This is a genomic window from Micromonospora sp. NPDC005197, from assembly GCF_040608295.1.
Lineage (GTDB): Bacteria > Actinomycetota > Actinomycetes > Mycobacteriales > Micromonosporaceae > Micromonospora.
Map to the genome: position 1 here is coordinate 18,077 of NZ_JBEXHY010000054.1, position 16,707 is coordinate 34,783.

Consider the following 16,707-nt stretch of genomic DNA (forward strand, 5'->3'; position numbering starts at 1 on the left):
GAGGAAACATGAAGCACCGCGCCATAGGTGCCGTGCTGTTCGGTGGCGGCGTACTGCTCCTGGCGTTGGCCGCCGGATTGGTGTTCGTCGTCAAGCCCGCGATGACCAAGCTGCCCTACGATCTGGAGGCGTCGACGTCCGTCGCCGAGGCGAAGGGTGCCACTTTCCTTCAGATCGCCAACGGCGCCATCGCGATCCACCAGGGCGATCTCAAGTCCACCGTCCTGGTCACACCGAACCGCGAGCAGACCGCCAAGCTCAGTGGCGACCTCAAGGGCGACACGGTGGTCTGGACGGTCGGTCAGACCGTCGACCGGACGGACACCAAAGAGCTGGTGAACGCGTACGGCGCCACGCTGGCGCTGGACCGGGTCTCCGGCGCGGCGGTGAACTGGGACGGTCAGTACCTCGACGACACCGGCACCCGGGAGAAGGTGACGTTCGCCGGCCAGGTCTACAAGTTCCCGTTCAACACCGAGAAGCGGAGCTACGACGTCTTCGACCGCGATCTGCGGAAGGCGCTGCCGGCCGAGTTCAAGGGCACGGAGGACGTCAACGGGCTCGAGGCGTACCGGTTCGAGCAGGTGATCACCGACCAGCAGCTGAACCTGGCCTCCGACCGGATGGCCCTGCTGCTGGGTGCCCTCGCCCCCGGTGCGACCCAGGGCAGGATGACCTACAGCAACACCCGGACGCTCTGGGTCGACCCGGTCACCGGGTCGTACGTCAAGGTGCGTGAGGTGCAGAGTAAGGCCCTGGTGCCGGATGTCGGCACCCCGATCTCGCTGCTCAAGGCCGACTTCACCTACAACGACGCCACCATCGAGGCGTCGGTGAAGCGGGCCAACGAGAGCCGTGGCCAGCTCACCATCCTCGGCGTCTACGCCCCGATCGGCGTGGCGGTGCTGGGTCTGGTGCTGATCGTCGTCGGTCTGCTGGTGGCCCGCCGGGGCGGGACCGCGCCGGCGACCGAGGCGCGTCACCGGGCCGACCCGATGCCCACGGGTGACCCGACGCCGACCCGGGTCGACCAGCCGGCGGTGCGGGACGACGAGCGCGAGCGGGAGGGCGGTCCGCTGACCGACGAGATCCCGCCGGCAACGACGAACTGGAAGTCCGAGGATCCGACGGTCCCGTCCCAGCGCTCGACGCCGGGCGGGGTGGAGCAGCGCTGACGCGCGTACGACCGGACGTATGACGAAGGGGTGGGCCGCACTGCGGTCCACCCCTTCGTCATGTCCCGCGACCTGCGCACTTTACATCTGTTACCAGATTGTAATCGGTCTATGCGGCTGTCACTCTCCGTCGCTCTGCCGGGAATGATCACCTGGTTTATGCCCTTTTGAAACTCCTCTGTGGTCGATGGTCTCCACATTTCGTGACGGCGCGACACCGCGTGGGCGGCAGTGTGTTACCGCCCGGTAATCAGGGGGTTGTGAGCCGCGCCGCAACGGGTGCACGATCAGGCTCGATCGTTACCCGCCGGTAATAGATGACGGGCCCGGCGTGGGCCGCCGCCGCGAACGGCCGCCGCGCACATCCACCCGAGGAGGAACCCGTGCAGGATCGGTTAGACAATCAGGGTCGTACCCGGTGGCGGCGCTTCGCCGCCATGATGGTGCCCGCCACGGCGGCTGCCGGCGCCATCCTCTTCGGCATGTCGACCGGCGCGATCGCGTCCGACATCACGGTCTCCGGGCAGACGTTCAAGATCGGTGCCGACCGCCTGGAGGGCGACGGCTTCAAGCAGTACGGCGGCATCGTCAAGGAGAAGAGCAAGGACGGCAAGGACGGGCAGGTGCATCCCATCGCGCTCTCCGAGATCAGGAGCGCCGACCTGTACAACCTCTGCCAGTCCGTCCGCGCCGACCTGCCCGGTACGGACGTGGTGCTCACCATCAACGCCGGCGAGGGCAAGCAGCCCGCCCACGCCGAGGACCTGCTGATCGCGATGGACTCGCTCGACGGCAACGCGACGTTCACCAAGATCCAGATTGGTCGGGATGCCACCGACCTGAACCCGACGGCGCAGGAGGGTTCGTTCGGCCAGAACGCCGACCACGTCACCATCACCAACCTGCAGCAGGTGTCCCGGTACACGACCGCGGCAACGTTCAACCTGGTCGGCCTGCGGCTCAAGGTCAACGTGGGCGACGACGCCAAGGGCAAGGAGTGCTTCTGAGCTGAGCCTGGCCCGCGGCGACTCACCGCCGCGGGCCCGCCCATCCCCGTCCCCGCTCCGCCAGGAGGAGTACGTGACAACCGCCAACCCGTCCCATGTCCGGCCGAGCAACGCGGCCCAGGCGTGGCGGAGGTTCCGCCGCTGGCGACGGAGCCGGCCGTTCTGGGGCGGCCTTTTCACCATCCTGGCCGGGGTGGAGATGTTCGCCTCCACCCGGATGACCATCAACGGCCTGAGCTTCCACAGCGGAGCCACCGGGCTGCTCTCGCTGCTGATCCCGGTCATCCTGGTGACCTGTGGCCTGCTGCTCTGGTTCACTCCGGCGCAGCGGCTGTTCTACTCGATCGTCGCGGCGGTCACGGCGGTCTACGCGCTCATCGGGCTCAACCTCGGCGGCTTCTTCGTCGGCCTGCTGCTCGGCATCGTCGGCAGCGCGCTCGCCTTCGCCTGGACGCCGACCCGACCGGCGTCCGCCGCCCCTGACCCGGCCGCTACCGAGCCGACCGCCACCGAGCGGTCTGCCAGCGACCCGACCGCCGCTGACCCGGCTGTCGTCGAGCCGGCGGGCACGGGTGAGGCGCCGCAGCACCCGGACGAGCACCGACCCGAGCGGGGCGCCGACTCCGCACCGGCCGGGATCGCCCCGGCCGACGCGACCGACGGCCGGACCGGCTCTGTGGCGGACCCCGACGCGGGCGCGTCCGGCCGTGCCGTTGATCCGCGTACCTTCGGTGTCGCCCTGGTGGTGCTCGGCCTCGCCACCGCCGGCCTGGCCGCCCAGCCACGGCCGGTGCAGGCCGCCCCGACCCTCCCCGCCGCGACCGTCTGCCCCACCCGGCCGGCGACTCCATCGCCCACTCCGAGCGCGCCGACCGCCACACCGGCACCGAGCGCGAGCCCGCACCGGGACGGCAACGTCGTCACCGACATCCTGGACGGGATCGGTGACCTGCTCACCGGCGGCCACCGCCGCGACGCCGCGACACCGTCGACAAGCCCGACCGCCACGCCCTCGGCGAAGCCGACCGCCACACCGACGGCCCGTCCCGGGTCCACGGCCTGCCCGGCCCCAGGCCGGCCGGGCCGACCGGGCGCGACGACGCCGGGTTCGGCGAAACCCGGCAGCGTGGAGCCGGGCAAGCCGCTGCCGCGCATCGCCGACGACCCGACCCTGCCCAGGGTGGCGCAGACACCGTCCAAGCTCACCGGGTCCTCGGTCCGGATGACCGAGCTGCGGTTCGAAGGCGTCACCGAACTGGACACCGAGAAGGGGCACCTCAAGGTCCTGAAGTTCAGCATGCGGGAGGCGGTGACCGAGGACTTCCTGCTGCAGGCCGACGGCCCGCAGGGGCGCAGTCAGCGGTACGCGACCGACCGGCTGACCGTCAGCGGAGACGTGGCCTTCTACGCCACCCGGTTCGTCGGCCGCCTGCTCGGCATCAAGATCACGCTGACTCCGGACCTGCCGCTGCCGAACGGCCTCCCGGTCACCTCACCCATCCCGATCACGTTCACCGACCCCGTCATCGACCTGGCGTACGTCACCAGCAACACCCTGACGGCGAGGCCAGCGCTGGCCCTCACCCTCGCCTGAGTGGTGGGTGGTCGACCGGACCGGGCGCGGACGCGACGGGTGCCGGCGGCCGGCCCGCCGGCACCCGGAGTCGTCGACGGGCTCAGAGCCGGGCCAGCGCCTTACGCAGCGGGTCGAGGCCCAGCGCGCCCAGGTCCAACGCCTGCCGGTGGAACTCCCGCAGGTCGAAGTCGGCGCCCTTGCGGGCCTTGGCGTCCTCGCGGGCCTGCAACCAGATCCGCTCACCCACCTTGTACGACGGCGCCTGCCCCGGCCAGCCCAGGTAGCGGTTCAGCTCGAAGCGCAGGTTCTCGTCCGGCACCCGGCAGTGCGCCCGCATGAACTCCCAGCCCAGCTCGGGCGTCCACCGCTCGCCCGGGTGGAAGCCGAACGGGTTGTCCTTCGGGATTTCCAACTCCAGGTGCATGCCGATGTCGACGATCACCCGGGCGGCGCGCATCGCCTGGCCGTCGAGCATGCCCAGCTTGTCGCCCGGGTCCTCCAGGTAACCCAGCTCGTCCATCAGCCGCTCCGAGTAGAGCGCCCAACCCTCGCCGTGCCCGGAGACCCAGCAGAGCAGCCGCTGCCAGCGGTTGAGCAGGTCGGCCCGGACGGCGGTCTGCGCCACCTGAAGGTGGTGACCGGGCACGCCCTCGTGGTAGACCGTCGTCACCTCCCGCCAGGTGGAGAATTCGGTGATGCCCTGCGGCACCGCCCACCACATCCGACCCGGCCGGGAGAAGTCCTCGCTCGGGCCGGTGTAGTAGATGGCTCCGTCGCTGGTCGGCGCGAGGCAGCACTCGATCCGGCGGACCTGCTCCGGAATGTCGAAGTGGGTGCCGTGCAGCTCGGCGATGGCCTTGTCGGCGAGCGCCTGCATCCAGTCGCGGAACGCCTCCTTGCCCTGGATGGTCCGGGCCGGGTCGGCGTCCAGCGTGGCCACCGCCTCGTCGACCGTCGCGCCCGAGCCGGCGATGCGCCCGGCCACGACCCGCATCTCCGCCTCCAGGCGGGCCAGCTCCGCGAAGCCCCAGGCGTACGTCTCGTCCAGGTCGACCTTCGCGCCGAGGAAGTACTGCGAGGCGAGTTCGTAGCGCTCCCGGCCGGCGGCCTGCTTGTCCCGACCGTGCGGGGCCAGCTCGGCCCGCAGGAACTGGCCGAACTCGGCGGTCGCCGCGGTGGCCGCCGCTGCGCCCCGGCGCAGCTCGGCGCCGAGCGTGCCGTCCGCGCCCAGTCGTTCGACCAGGCCGTGGAAGAAGTTGTCCCCGGTCGGGTCGGTCCAGGTGTCGCACTGCTTGGCCACCTCGACGAGCTGCACCTTCGAGCTGACCCGCCCGTCGGCGAGCGCCTCGCGCAGCGTGGTCTTGTAACCCTCCAGCGCGCCGGCCAGGCCGTTGAGCCGGGCGGCGATGTTGGCCTGGTCGTCGGCCGTCGCGGTCGGCATCAGGTCGAACACCATGCGGACCTCGTGCAGCCCGCTCTCGATCACGCTGATCTCGCTCGTCGTCTCGCCGGCCTCGTAGCGGGCCAGGTCGAGGCCGAGCCGTTCCTGCATGGCCTCCTTGGCGGTGCGTTCCGCCTCGGTGTCCGGCTCGGTCACCTCAAGCTCGGCGAGTGTGCGGCGGGTGAGGTCGGCCTTGGCCTGGTAACCGTCGGGGGAGAGGTCGTCGAGCTGGTCGTCATGGCCGGCGATGCCGACGTAGGTCGCGCCGGTGGGGCTCAACGGCGCCCACTCGGCCACGTAGCGGTTGGCGAGTTCATCAATTCGTCCCACAGTGCGACACTACGTGACCACCCCGCCTGGATGTCGACGACGTTTGTCGTGTTCAGGTGCCAGATCCAGAGGGCGGAAAGCCGCGGGACTTTGTCGTACCCGTCCGGCAGACTGTCAGGAGTGACCACCGACATCGCTCCTGACAAGGCGCCGTTGCGTGCCTGGCTGCCGGGCTTCTTCGCCCTCGCCGCCATCTGGGGTTCCAGCTTCCTGTTCATCAAGGTCGGCGTGGCCGAGCTGCACCCCGTCCAGCTGACCCTCTACCGCGTCGTCGCCGGCGCGCTGACCCTGCTTGTCGTCCTCGCGGTGCTGCGCGACCGACTGCCGCGCGAGCCCCGCGTGTGGGCGCACCTCTTCGTCGTCGCCGCGTTCGGCGTGGCCGTGCCGTTCACCCTCTTCGGTTACGGTGAGCAGCGGGTCGAGTCGATGCTCGCCGGCATCTGGAACGCGACGACGCCGCTGATCGTGCTGCCGCTCGCGGTGCTGGTGTTCCGCACCGAGCGGTTGACCGTGCGCCGCGCGATCGGCCTCGGGCTGGGCTTCCTCGGCGTGCTCGTGGTGCTCGGGGTCTGGGAGGGCATCGGCGGGGCGCACTTCGTCGGGCAGTTGATGTGCTTCGGCGCGGCCGCCTGCTACGGCGTCGCCATCCCGTACCAGAAGCGGTTCGTCGCGGGCAGCGCGCACTCCGGCCTCTCGCTGTCCACGGCGCAGTTGCTGCTCGCCGCCGTCCAGCTCGCCGTCGTCACCCCGTTCGTCGCGGGTGCGCCGCCGCTGCCCACCGAGCTGTCGCCGAAGGTGGTGGCCAGTGTGCTGACCCTCGGTGCGCTCGGCACCGGGCTCGCCTTCGTCATCAACATGCGCAACATCCGGGTGGCCGGTGCGAGCACCGCCTCCACCGTCACGTACCTGATTCCGATCTTCGCGGTGCTGATCGGCGCCGTGGTGCTCGACGAGCGGCTCAACTGGCACCAGCCGGTCGGCGCGCTCATCGTGCTGCTGGGGGTCGCGGTCGCGCAGGGCCTGTTCGGCCGTCGCAAGCCCCGCCCGGTGGTCGGCGTCGGCGTCGGCACGCCCGCCGCGCCCGCCGCCGAACCCGCCCGCAGGTGACCCCGACCGGGCCGTTGGTCAGGCCCGGTCGTGTGTCCACTCCACCAGTTGCTCGGCCGACCAGGTGTTGACCACCCGGTCGGCCGGGACGCCGCAGCGGGCCGCCCGCTCGCAGCCGAACCGCTGCCAGTCGAGCTGACCGGGCGCGTGCGCGTCCGTGTTGATCGCGAAGCGGCAGCCCGCCTCCAGGGCACGGCGGATCAGCCGCTTCGGCGGGTCCTGCCGCTCCGGCCGAGAGTTGATCTCAACGGCGGTGTCGTGCTCCGCGCAGGCGGCGAAGACCGCGTCCGCGTCGAAGTCGCTCTCGCTCCTGGTCCGCGCCCGGTGCCCCCGATCACCCGGGCCGGTCACCCCCGCCGGCCGGGACGACACCATCCGCCCGGTGACGTGACCGAGAATGTCCAGGTGCGGGTTGGCGACCGCCGCCAGCATCCGCCGGGTCATCTTCGCCCGCTCGTCCTTGAGGCCGCTGTGCACCGAGCCGACCACCACGTCCAGCCGGGCCAACAGCTCGTCGTCCTGATCGAGCGAGCCGTCGGCGAGGATGTCCACCTCGATCCCGGTCAGGATCCGGAAGCCCTCGGGCAGCGCCGCGTTGACCTGCGCCACGTGGTCGAGCTGCCGGCGCAGCCGCTCGGCGGTCAGCCCCCGCGCCACCGTTAGTCGGGGCGAGTGGTCGGTCAGCACCAGGTACTCGTGGCCCAGCTCCACCGCGGCCAGCGCCATCTCCTCGATCGGGGAGCCGCCGTCGGACCAGTCCGAGTGGGTGTGGCAGTCGCCGCGCAGGGCGGCGCGCAGCGCCGTGGCCTCGGCGTCCAGGTCGCTGCCCTCGGTCGCCACCAGCCGGCGCAGATAGACCGGTTCCTCGCCGGCCAGGGACTCCGCCACGCAGCGGGCCGTCACGTCTCCCACGCCCGCCAACTCGGTGAGCGTGCCCTTGCCGGCCCGCTCGGCCACCTCGGTCGCCGGGAGACCGGCCAGCGCCTTCGCCGCCGAACGGAACGCCCGCACCCGGTAGGTGGCCTCGTTCGCCCGCTCCAGCAGGAACGCGATCCGGCGCAGGTCGGCAATGGGGTCCCGGGCGCTCATCCCACCGAACCTAGTGCGTACGAGCCGCGTCAGGGAGCCTTCGGGCAGCCGTGTTCGCGCTGCCACGCGGTCACCTCGGCGGCGGGTTCCCGGTTGCCGCCGCGCCGCCACGAGTCCAGATAGCGCGCCGGCCAGAGCACACCGCGCCGGATCCACCACCCGTCCTTGCCGGTACACGGCGGCGAGATGCCGAAGTGCACGTGACAGACGTTGTTCGCGTTGCCGGTGCGGCCCACCTTGCCGAGCTGCTGCCCGGCACGGACCCGCACCCCCGCCTCGATGCCGGCGCCGACCACGCTCAGGTGCGAGCCGTAGTAGCGCACCCCGTCGTCGCCGAGCAGCGACACCGACAGGCCGCCGTTGTCCGGGCCCTGCGGCCCACTCTTGGAGTACCTGTCGACACGACTCACCTCCAGGACCTTGCCGTCGGTCACCGCCACGAACGGCTCACCGCAATCGGCGAACACGTCCGTCGCCGGGTACGCCCCGTGCGTCGTGTGGTAGTCCACGTTGTCGGCGCGTACCGGAAAGACGTGCCGGAGCCCGGCGCGGGGTGCGGTCGGCGACGGCCTGGCCGACGACGGCGTCGGGCTGGCCGGGCGGGTCGTCGGCGTGGCCGTCGGCGCCGCCGGCTGCTCACCGGTCGCCCAGACCGCCGACGGCGACGCCGCGGCGCCATCCGGCGGCACCCCCGGCCGGGTGGTCGCGCAGCCGGCGGCCAGCACCGGGGCGAGCAGCAGCAGGATCGGGTACGCCGGACGCACGCGGCGACCGATCGTCGGCGAGGGCATTCGGTCATCCTGACAGACCGGTACCGTGGGCACGAGCGACGCGCGTGAGGGGAGGGCAGTCGATGACCATCGCCCGACCCGACCCCGTCCCGGATCCCGGGCCCGCCCGCCCGGCGTCGCGTACCCCGTCGGGGCTCTTTCCGGCCGGGCCGCCGACCAGACCCACCTACCGCGAACCGCACCCGGTGACCGGCGGCGGTGTCGCCGCCGGCGGCGGCGCGGCGGCTGCCTGGCTGCTGCTGTTCGGGCTGCTGGGCACCGACGTCGCCAGGTACGCGTGGTGGACTGTGGTGGCCGGCCTGCTGGCCTGGCTGACGGCTCTGGTGCTGGTCCGCTACGGCGATCGCGGCGTGGCCACCGGGGTGGCCATCGTCACCGCCGGTGGTTGGAGCATCGCTGCCGCCGTGGTGGCGGTCCGCTGGGCGACCAGCGGTGACTGGCCGCTGTGGTGAGCGTGTTCGGACCGGCCCGGATCCGGGGGCGGACGACTGCGCCGCGTGCCCGGTTGGCTGCGTAGCGAACGCCGTCTTGACGTGGCTGTCGAGACTCGGCACCCTCGGCACTATGGCCTGGACCACCCCGCGGCAGGACCCGGATCGCAACCGCCGCCGCCTCCAGTTGCTCGCCGAGTTGGCGGGCGCTCGGGCGGTACGCCAGCGCAGCCGGCCGCAGCGACAGCGCACCGAGCGTCTGCGCCAGCTCATCGCCACCCGCCGTCGGGTAGCCGGCTGATCCGACTTTGTCAGGTTTGGCTGGCGTCTCGGGGCGTTGACCGGTCGCCTGCCGATCCGACCGGCTAACGTGCACCCTTGACGAGTCGGCGCTGTGCCGAGGGCTTTTGGGGGAACCGTGTCGTACTTCGCTGCGGCCGTGGTGCGTGACGACAGTGGCTGGACCGCCGCCGAGGTCAGCCTGCGGGGCGCCACCGACATCGATGAGGTCGCCGACCGGCTGCGCGACGTCGATCAGGAAGCCGACGTGTCGCTGCTGTTCGTCGAGGCCGACGACGCGTACCTGGTGATTCTGCGTCTCGATGAGGGCGAGGATCTGCGGGTGTTCGGCTCGGACTCGGCGTTCGCCGAGGAGTCCCGGCTGGGTCAGCTGCTGGTCGGTGACCTGAAGACGTCCGTGACCGGGCTGGACGGCGACGACGAGCCCCGCCTGGCCGTCGGCGGCGACGACGAGAGCGAGCAGCCCGCCGTCGATCCGGAGGCCGATCCGGTGGGCGACGCCGACCTGCTGGCCAACCTGGGCATCTCCGCGCAGAAGCTGCTGACGCTCTGCGGCACCGAGGGGATGCTGCCGGCGGACGTCACCGCCGAGATCTGTGAGGTGCTCGGATGCGCCGACGAGGTCGAGGAGTTGCGTGAGGTCTGACCCCGCCGGGTCGGCAGCACGCGGTGGGATCGTTCCGGCGGGTGGCGCTGAGCCGGCCGACGCCACCGATCCGCTGTTGGAGGCGATCCGGCCGGGGCAGCCGACGCCCGGCGCGGTGGGCCGAGCCGGGCCAGGCGCGCACGAGGAGCTGGCCGACCCGGGCGACCTCGGCCGGCGGCAGCGGCACGAGCTGTGGATGCGCCGGGCCCTGGAGGTCGCCGTCACCGGCCCGACGGTCGACGACGCGGGCCCGGCCGACGTGGACGACGTGCCGGTGGGCGCTGTGCTCTACGGTCCGGACGGCACCGAGCTGGCGATCGGGCGCAACGAGCGGGAGTTGACCGGCGACCCCACCGCCCACGCCGAGGTGCTGGCCCTGCGCCGGGGCGCCGAGCGCGTCGGTCGGTGGCGACTGGACGGCTGCACCCTGGTGGTCACCCTGGAGCCGTGCACCATGTGCGCGGGCGCGCTGGTGCTGGCCCGGATCTCCACCGTCGTCTTCGGCGCCTGGGAGCCCAAGACCGGCGCCGCCGGCTCCCTGTGGGACGTCCTGCGCGACCGCCGGCTCAACCACCGCCCCGAGGTCTACGGCGGCGTGTTGGAGACCGAGACCGCCGCCGTCCTGCGCGCCTTCTTCCGCTGAGACTGCCGCGCCCCCGTCCGCTGTTTCGGCCGCCGGCTGGACGTCGCGCGGCCGGGGGAGGCCGCGCGCCAATGAGCCGTATGACTCAGAGGAATATTTATGACTCTGAGTCATACGGCTCTCGGCAGTGACACCGCCCCGCCGGGACGGATCAGGCGATGATCGTGTCGAGCGCGATCTCGACCATCTGGCTGAAGGTCTGCTCGCGCTCCTCCGAGGTGGTCTTCTCTCCGGTCTTGATGTGGTCGCTGACGGTCAGCACGGTCAGCGCGCGGGCCTTGAACCGGGCGGCGATCGTGTAGAGCGCCGCTGACTCCATCTCCACCGCCAGCACGCCGTAGTCGGCGAGCGTGTCGTAGAGGTCCGGCCGGTCGGTGTAGAAGGCGTCCGCCGCCAGGATCGGTCCGACGTGCATGCTGATGCCGCGCCGCTCGGCCACCTCGACCGAGGTACGCAGCAGCCCGAAGTCGGCCACCGGGGCGTAGTCGATCAGCCCGTCGAAGCGCATCCGGTTCATGTTCGAGTCGGTGGACGACCCGATCGCCGCGACCACGTCGCGTAGTTGCAGGTCGGTGCTGAGGGCGCCGCAGGAACCGACTCGGATCAGCGTCTTCACGCCGTACTCGTTGATCAGTTCGTGGGCGTAGATGGAGGCGGACGGCATGCCCATGCCGGAGCCCTGGACCGAGACCTCGACGCCGTTCCAGCGGCCGGTGAAGCCCAGCATGCCGCGAACCGTCGAGTAGCAGGTGGCGCCCTCGAGGTAGGTCTCCGCGATCCACTTGGCCCGCAGGGGGTCACCCGGCATCAGGACCCGCTCGGCGATCTCGCCCGGCTTCGCGCCGATGTGCGTACTCATGGCAAAGATCCTGCCAGGCCGGCCCGAGCGATACCGGTTCGGCGTCCGAACCGGCGGTCCTGTACCCTCGTCGGCGGTGGCGTGTCCGAGCGGCCTAAGGAGCACGCCTCGAAAGCGTGTGAGGGTTAACGCCCTCCGAGGGTTCAAATCCCTCCGCCACCGCTCGTGAAATGCAGAAACGCCCGGTCGATCCGCGAGGATCGACCGGGCGTTTTCGCGTCAGAGCTGCTGCTGGCCGCCGTCGACGAACAGCTCGCCGCCGGTCATGAAGCTGCTCTGGTCGGAGGCGAGGAAGAGCGCGGCGTTGGCGATCTCGTCCGGGTGGGCCATCCTGCCCATGGGCACGCCGGAGGCGATGCCCTTCAGCAGCCCGGGGGCCTCCTCGGGGCTGGCCGCCAGGCCCGCGAGGCCGGGGGTTTCGGTCGAGCCGGGCACCAGGGTGTTGACCCGGATCTTCCGGTCCATCAGCTCGGCGGCCCAGGTGCGGCCGAACGAGCGGATGGCGGCCTTGGAGGCGGCGTAGACGCCGAACGCCGGGATGCCGCTGACAGCCGACGTCGAGCCGGTCAGCACGACCGAGGCACCCTCGTTGAGCAGGGGCAGCGCCTTCTGCACGGTGAAGATGGTGCCGTAGACGTTGGTGTCGAAGGTGTTGGCGACGTGCTCGACCGTGATCGAGTCGAGCGGGCGGAACTCGCCGCTGCCGGCGTTGGCGAACACCACGTCCAACCCCGCGCCGCGCTCCTCGATCGCCCGCATCACCCGGTCCAGGTCGTCGAGGTTGCCTACGTCGCTGACGATGCCTGTCGCGTTGGCGGCGGAACGCTTTCGCCCAACCCACCGCGTACGAGGTCGTCGCCACTCTGCTGCGCGAGAACGTGCTCGCCGTGACCCGGCCCGACCGGCCGGCCGGCTGCCTGTCGATCCAGGGCGGCACGGCCTGCTCCGGCGAGAACGCCGCGGTCGCCGGGTTCGTCGCCAGCAGCCGCCTGGCCGGTGAGCTGGCTCTCGCCGACCGGTTCACCCGCGCCGTGGCCGAAGGCGACCTACCCGCCGACGCCGATCCGGCCGCGCTCGCCCGCTTCGTCATGAGCGTCACCGAGGGGCAGGCGATACACGCCGCCGCCGGGGTCGCGCGGGAGGACCTGCGTCAGACGGCGGAGATCGCGCTCGCCGGCTTCGCCGCCGTGTCCGGGGCGCGGCCCCCCGCATCCGCGGACAACCCGGCCTGAACGGTCACGGTCGGACGAGCACCGCCACCCCGTCGAGGAGCCGTTGCAGCCCGAACTCGAAGAGGCTGTCAACGTTGAGGTCGATTGCCGACCGGCGGGCCAGCCCTCCAATGTGGTGGAGGGCCGGCCCGCCGCCCGTCACGCAGTTGGGGCGGTGCCGTCCCGGTGGGTCAAGCGGTACGAGGCATCGACGGCATCCGTCTCCAGGATCACCGTCACCGGACCGGCGGGCAGGGTGCAGGTGATCGTCCGTTCGACGGCCGAGCTGCCGGGGCCGCAGTACCGGATGCCCTGGCTGTCGAAGACCGACATGCGGGCGTCACCGGAGCCGGCGGTACGCGTCCACGTGAAGCTCTCCCGGCTGGCGCGCTGGTCGGCCGGTACTGTGTAACAGACCGCGAAGTGGTCCGCTCCGGTGTTCACCGTTGCGCCGGCCGCGTCCCCCGGCAGGACCGGGCAGGCCGGCGGCCCGTCGGTCCGGGCGAAGCCCACGGCGTACGAGCTGGTGGGGGATCCCTCATCCGCGGTGAGCAGCACGGAGAAGGGTGCCTCGCCGGTCAGCTCACAGCTGTACTGACGCAGCGAGGAGTAGTCACACACCTGCTCGCCGGCGGCGTTCAGCACGCTGATCTCCGGTGAGGTCGCGGCCGTCACGTCCCCGGCCAGCAGCTCGGCGACGTGGGCCCCCGCCGGACTGGGCAGCTGGAGGCAGTTGTGCTGCCCAGCGGCGTCGAACCCGCCCCGGTGCGGGGCGTCCTGCCAGCCGGTGTCGGACACCGGCGTGCAATCCGACGGCTTCCACGGCAGCAGCGCGACGGCGTAGCGGAAGTCAGTGTCGATCACCGTGCCGGTTACGCCCCCGCTGAGGACCATCGTGTACTTCCCCGCCGCGGGGACCTCGCACCAGGTGTCGGTGCAGACCTTGATCCCGGCGGAGTCGTAGACGGTGGCGTACGACCGGTAGTTCTTGCCGTCCACCGCCGTGACCCGGTACACCCCTGCGCTGGGAAGGTCCAGGGTCCGGCAGCGGATGCCGCCGAGGGCGCCGGCCGGTGCCGAGTTGTACGTGCCCGGGGTGATGGTCGGGCAACCGACCGCGTCGGAGAGTCGACGGACCTGGACCTTGTACGTGAGGTCCACGCTGTCGGCGTCCCAGTTCGCCAGGTAGGAGACGACGCGGTAGGTCCCGGTGGAGGGCAGTACGCACCCGTCCTGCTCCGACCAGTCGGTACACAGCACCGCACCCTGCTCGTCGACGATCGAGGAGGAGACGTCGTTGTACCGGTCCGGGGCCCGGTAGACCATGACCCGCTCACCGGCCTCGCCGTGGAACGGCTGGCAGTTGGTCTGCACCGCCGAGGTCTGGTGCAGCGTCAGGGCCGGCTGGTCCCAGTTGAGTCCGGTGGGGGCGGCGCAACCTTCGGTCTGGTCGAGGCGGGCTGCCGCCACCCGATAGGTGACCGGCTCCCAGTTCCAGTTCTGCGCCACCAGCGTGTAGGCGCCGGCTGCCGGTACCGCGCAGGACCGCGAGGAGTCGTACTCCGTGCACACCACCTGTCCGGCGTCGTCGTACAGCCGCCAGTCGAGGTACTGGTTCGCGTACTGGTCCAAGCGGACGATCAGTCGGCCCGGAGTGGTGACCCGCAGCGACTGGCAGCCGATCCCCTGGTTCGGTGGCACGGTGCCGGTCCCGACCGCCGCGCCCGGGTCTCCGAACGCGGTCAGCGGCAGCGCCGGGCAGCCGACCGACTGCGAGATCCGGGGCATCTTGAGGGTGTAGGGGGCCTTGTTGCCGTAGGTCTCCTCCAGGAACAGCCGGTACGGTCCGGCCTCGCGGAGGGTGCACTCGGTGGGGTAGCGCACCGAGCAGACCGGCTGGAACTGGGCGTCCAGGATGTTGCCCTGGATGTCCTCGACGCCGCCCGGGTCGGCGAGGTGCAGGACCGTGCCGGTGGGCTGCTTGAAGGTGAAGCAGCGGGCGGCAAGGCCGACGGGCAGCGTGCCGCTGCGACCGGCGGAGGCGAAGGAGAAGAAGCTCGCGGGCAGGCTGACGCAGGTGGACGGGGTCCGCATCGACTCGGCCGACAGCGAATAGGCGCCCTTGCCGGTCCCGTAGTCGAGCGTCACCGTGACCGTGTAGGTGCCGGCAGCGCCGAGCTTGCACTCGGTGAGGTACGGACCGACGTAGCAGATGGTGGTGCCATCGCCGCCCTTGACCTGTGCGCCGACACCGTCACCGGAGACCTCGCGGAGCCGGATGAACAGGGTGTCCTGGTCAACCGTCGAGGTGATCGTCCACTTCTGCTGTGCGGCGCCGGCGATCGACGCGCAGTTCTTGACCTGGCCCAGCGGGAGATGGCCGCCGCAGGCGGCCGAGAGGCCAACGACAGTCGTCGGACCCGCGGTGGCCCGGCCGGGGGCGGGAGTCGTGGGTGCTGGCTTCGAGGGTGCGGTGACGGCGGGCGGTTGCTCGGTCGTCAGTGTCGGTCGCGGCGACGGCTGGGCCGTCGGGGCGGCGGTGGCGGGGCCGGCCAGCAGGCCCGCCCCCGTGAGGCTCAGGGCCGCCACGGCGGCCCACCTTGCGAGGTGTCTCCACCATGGATCGGACGCGTTTGTACGCACGATGTCCCCCCGTGTTGTGTCGCGCGATCTGCGCGAGCGAGGGGATAGTTTCACGATGGTCGATCGCGGACAATCGGCTTGTCGGGTCGGACGGGGCGGGTCGTTCAGCAGGGGGCGGCGCCCTCGTCGAAGAGGCGGCGGGCCCAGTCGGCGTACCCGGCGATGGTTTTTCGGACCGTGCGCCCGTCGTGCAGGAACAGGTACGCGCGGTCGCCGCTGCGGGCGAGCAGTCCGTCGAGCCGATGCGTCCCCTGTGGAGCGGGCAGCCGCGTGACGGACGGGTAGCGGGCCCAGACCTCGTCGATCGGCGAGCCGGCGGTGATGCCCTCCGGTGTGCGCATCGGGTCACCGACCCACAGCAGCACCAGTCTGTCCTCGATGAAGACCGGGCTGACCGTGTCGTGGCCGGTGAGCACCGGCCCACAGGCGTCCTGGTCGGTACGCAGGACGCCCCGGCGGGTCAGTTCGGCCTCGGTGTCGCCGAACTCGATGTTGCGCAGGCCGTTCAGGTCGATGATCTCGACGTTGCCGGCGGGTCGGTTCGGCGGCATCGGGCCGGGCGGTGGCGTGCCGCTGCCCGCGATCCAGGCAGCAGTCAGCAGCATGGCAATAAACGCGAATTGTCGCAGTTTCATGGAATCCCCCAGTCCCCCAACGGGGCGGGGCCGCTCAGGTTGCTGCCCGTCGCCGGATTACTGGTTTTCCCACTGTTCGACCAGCTCGTCCCAGTAGTCGGCGCTGAGTCGCCGCCGCCCGTGCGCCAGCCAGCCGTCGGTGTTGCGCTCCAGATGCAACCCCACCTCGGCGAACGGGTCGATCCACGCGCCCCGCTCGACGCCGAGCTGAACCAGCGCCGCGTTGATCGGCCACTCCGCGCGCGGCGCGTCGAGGACGTCGTCGAAGCTTGGACCCCAGGACAGGGTGCCGCCCAGCCACACCGCCGCCGACTGGTGGCCGACGCCACCGCCGAACTCGGCCTCCACGTACGCCACCGGCCCCGACCGCGACCAGCGGGCCAGCAGGTCGGCCAGCGCCGGCGACAGCACCAGCTCGAACGGGTGCGCGACGCTGCGGTCGTCGGTCGCGTAATCCGGCAGCGAACCGGTCAACTCCACCACCAACTGCGGGGTGATCGGCAGCAGCGCGAAATCCTGCCGCAGCTCGCCGAGGACCGCGTGATCCAGCTCGGCGGTCTGCTCGCGGAGCAGGTCCACGTCCGCGACCACCGCGCTGAGCTGGTAACCCATCGAACCCTCCGCCGTCCACAGCCTGTGGATAGAACATGTGTACGACGGTTCTCCGGGTGCCGCCGGTCCCTGGAACGGTACCGGTGTTGCCGCCGATCCGAAGCGCTCAGACCCGTCCCGGCGGCACCGCGACGGCCGCGCAGATCTTGGACAGTTTCCGTTCGCGCGGAACGGAAACATTGCAAAATATGAGGGGGGGTGCCCGCGCGGG

Annotated in this window: 16 protein-coding genes, 1 tRNA gene and 1 pseudogene; 10 read left to right on the plus strand and 8 right to left on the minus strand. The window is 71.4% G+C overall.

The genetic code is table 11. The annotated features are described in order from the left end of the window. The first annotated feature begins 8 nt into the window (after nt 1-8). The 3 genes from ABZU46_RS18635 to ABZU46_RS18645 all read left to right on the plus strand — a co-directional run bounded on the left by ABZU46_RS18635 (nt 9) and on the right by ABZU46_RS18645 (nt 3,776). Nucleotides 9-1,175 carry a DUF3068 domain-containing protein gene (locus ABZU46_RS18635; RefSeq protein WP_354859335.1) on the plus strand — a complete coding sequence of 389 codons (1,167 nt, stop codon included), beginning with the start codon at nt 9-11 and terminating at the stop codon, nt 1,173-1,175. A 383-nt stretch (nt 1,176-1,558) separates the two neighbouring features. Next, on the plus strand, nt 1,559-2,182 hold the full coding sequence (locus ABZU46_RS18640; RefSeq protein WP_354859338.1) for a DUF6230 family protein: 624 nt from the start codon (nt 1,559-1,561) through the stop codon (nt 2,180-2,182). A gap of 73 nt (nt 2,183-2,255) precedes the next feature. Beyond that, complete coding sequence (locus tag ABZU46_RS18645; RefSeq protein WP_354859340.1) at nt 2,256-3,776, plus strand: DUF6114 domain-containing protein; 1,521 nt, start codon at nt 2,256-2,258, stop codon at nt 3,774-3,776. A gap of 82 nt (nt 3,777-3,858) precedes the next feature. Here the strand turns inward: ABZU46_RS18645 and ABZU46_RS18650 are convergent, their stop codons facing one another. Then, nucleotides 3,859-5,529, minus strand: coding sequence for a DUF885 domain-containing protein (locus tag ABZU46_RS18650; RefSeq protein WP_354859343.1), 1,671 nt, complete (start codon nt 5,527-5,529; stop codon nt 3,859-3,861). 120 nt (nt 5,530-5,649) lie between these two features. Here ABZU46_RS18650 and ABZU46_RS18655 point away from each other — a divergent pair, with 120 nt between their 5' ends. Continuing rightward, nucleotides 5,650-6,636, plus strand: coding sequence for a DMT family transporter (locus tag ABZU46_RS18655; RefSeq protein ID WP_354859345.1), 987 nt, complete (start codon nt 5,650-5,652; stop codon nt 6,634-6,636). An 18-nt stretch (nt 6,637-6,654) separates the two neighbouring features. On the opposite strand, the gene ABZU46_RS18660 is transcribed toward ABZU46_RS18655, so the two are convergent. After that, the gene (locus ABZU46_RS18660; RefSeq protein ID WP_354859347.1) at nt 6,655-7,725 is read right to left on the minus strand and encodes a PHP domain-containing protein; all 1,071 of its coding nucleotides are present in this window, start codon (nt 7,723-7,725) and stop codon (nt 6,655-6,657) included. Nucleotides 7,726-7,754: 29 nt separating this feature from the next. Continuing rightward, the gene (locus ABZU46_RS18665) at nt 7,755-8,516 is read right to left on the minus strand and encodes a M23 family metallopeptidase (protein ID WP_354859350.1); all 762 of its coding nucleotides are present in this window, start codon (nt 8,514-8,516) and stop codon (nt 7,755-7,757) included. 62 nt (nt 8,517-8,578) lie between these two features. On the opposite strand from ABZU46_RS18665, the gene ABZU46_RS18670 reads away from it, so the two are divergent. The 4 genes from ABZU46_RS18670 to ABZU46_RS18685 all read left to right on the plus strand — a co-directional run bounded on the left by ABZU46_RS18670 (nt 8,579) and on the right by ABZU46_RS18685 (nt 10,536). Then, a complete protein-coding gene (locus ABZU46_RS18670; protein WP_354859353.1) occupies nt 8,579-8,968 on the plus strand; it encodes a hypothetical protein in 390 nt (129 codons plus the stop codon). A 112-nt stretch (nt 8,969-9,080) separates the two neighbouring features. Next, complete coding sequence (locus ABZU46_RS18675; protein WP_167626078.1) at nt 9,081-9,248, plus strand: hypothetical protein; 168 nt, start codon at nt 9,081-9,083, stop codon at nt 9,246-9,248. Between the two features lie 117 nt (nt 9,249-9,365). Further along, a complete protein-coding gene (locus tag ABZU46_RS18680; protein ID WP_354859356.1) occupies nt 9,366-9,893 on the plus strand; it encodes a tRNA adenosine deaminase-associated protein in 528 nt (175 codons plus the stop codon). Nucleotides 9,894-10,089: 196 nt separating this feature from the next. Then, complete coding sequence (locus ABZU46_RS18685; protein ID WP_354859365.1) at nt 10,090-10,536, plus strand: nucleoside deaminase; 447 nt, start codon at nt 10,090-10,092, stop codon at nt 10,534-10,536. Between the two features lie 151 nt (nt 10,537-10,687). On the opposite strand, the gene deoD is transcribed toward ABZU46_RS18685, so the two are convergent. Then, the gene (gene deoD / locus ABZU46_RS18690) at nt 10,688-11,395 is read right to left on the minus strand and encodes a purine-nucleoside phosphorylase (RefSeq protein WP_030328147.1); all 708 of its coding nucleotides are present in this window, start codon (nt 11,393-11,395) and stop codon (nt 10,688-10,690) included. A gap of 75 nt (nt 11,396-11,470) precedes the next feature. On the opposite strand from deoD, the gene ABZU46_RS18695 reads away from it, so the two are divergent. Further along, a tRNA-Ser gene (locus tag ABZU46_RS18695) sits at nt 11,471-11,557 on the plus strand. 57 nt (nt 11,558-11,614) lie between these two features. Here the strand turns inward: ABZU46_RS18695 and ABZU46_RS18700 are convergent. Next, nucleotides 11,615-12,202, minus strand: a pseudogene (locus ABZU46_RS18700) (SDR family oxidoreductase); the annotation flags it as partial. An 80-nt stretch (nt 12,203-12,282) separates the two neighbouring features. Here ABZU46_RS18700 and ABZU46_RS18705 point away from each other — a divergent pair. After that, complete coding sequence (locus tag ABZU46_RS18705; RefSeq protein WP_354859358.1) at nt 12,283-12,627, plus strand: hypothetical protein; 345 nt, start codon at nt 12,283-12,285, stop codon at nt 12,625-12,627. 138 nt (nt 12,628-12,765) lie between these two features. On the opposite strand, the gene ABZU46_RS18710 is transcribed toward ABZU46_RS18705, so the two are convergent. From ABZU46_RS18710 to ABZU46_RS18720, 3 genes are all read right to left on the minus strand, one after another. After that, nucleotides 12,766-15,195 carry a hypothetical protein gene (locus ABZU46_RS18710; protein WP_354859361.1) on the minus strand — a complete coding sequence of 810 codons (2,430 nt, stop codon included), beginning with the start codon at nt 15,193-15,195 and terminating at the stop codon, nt 12,766-12,768. 158 nt (nt 15,196-15,353) lie between these two features. Continuing rightward, nucleotides 15,354-15,848 carry a hypothetical protein gene (locus ABZU46_RS18715; protein ID WP_354859368.1) on the minus strand — a complete coding sequence of 165 codons (495 nt, stop codon included), beginning with the start codon at nt 15,846-15,848 and terminating at the stop codon, nt 15,354-15,356. 93 nt (nt 15,849-15,941) lie between these two features. Next, complete coding sequence (locus ABZU46_RS18720; protein WP_354859362.1) at nt 15,942-16,496, minus strand: hypothetical protein; 555 nt, start codon at nt 16,494-16,496, stop codon at nt 15,942-15,944. Between the last annotated feature and the right edge of the window lie 211 nt (nt 16,497-16,707).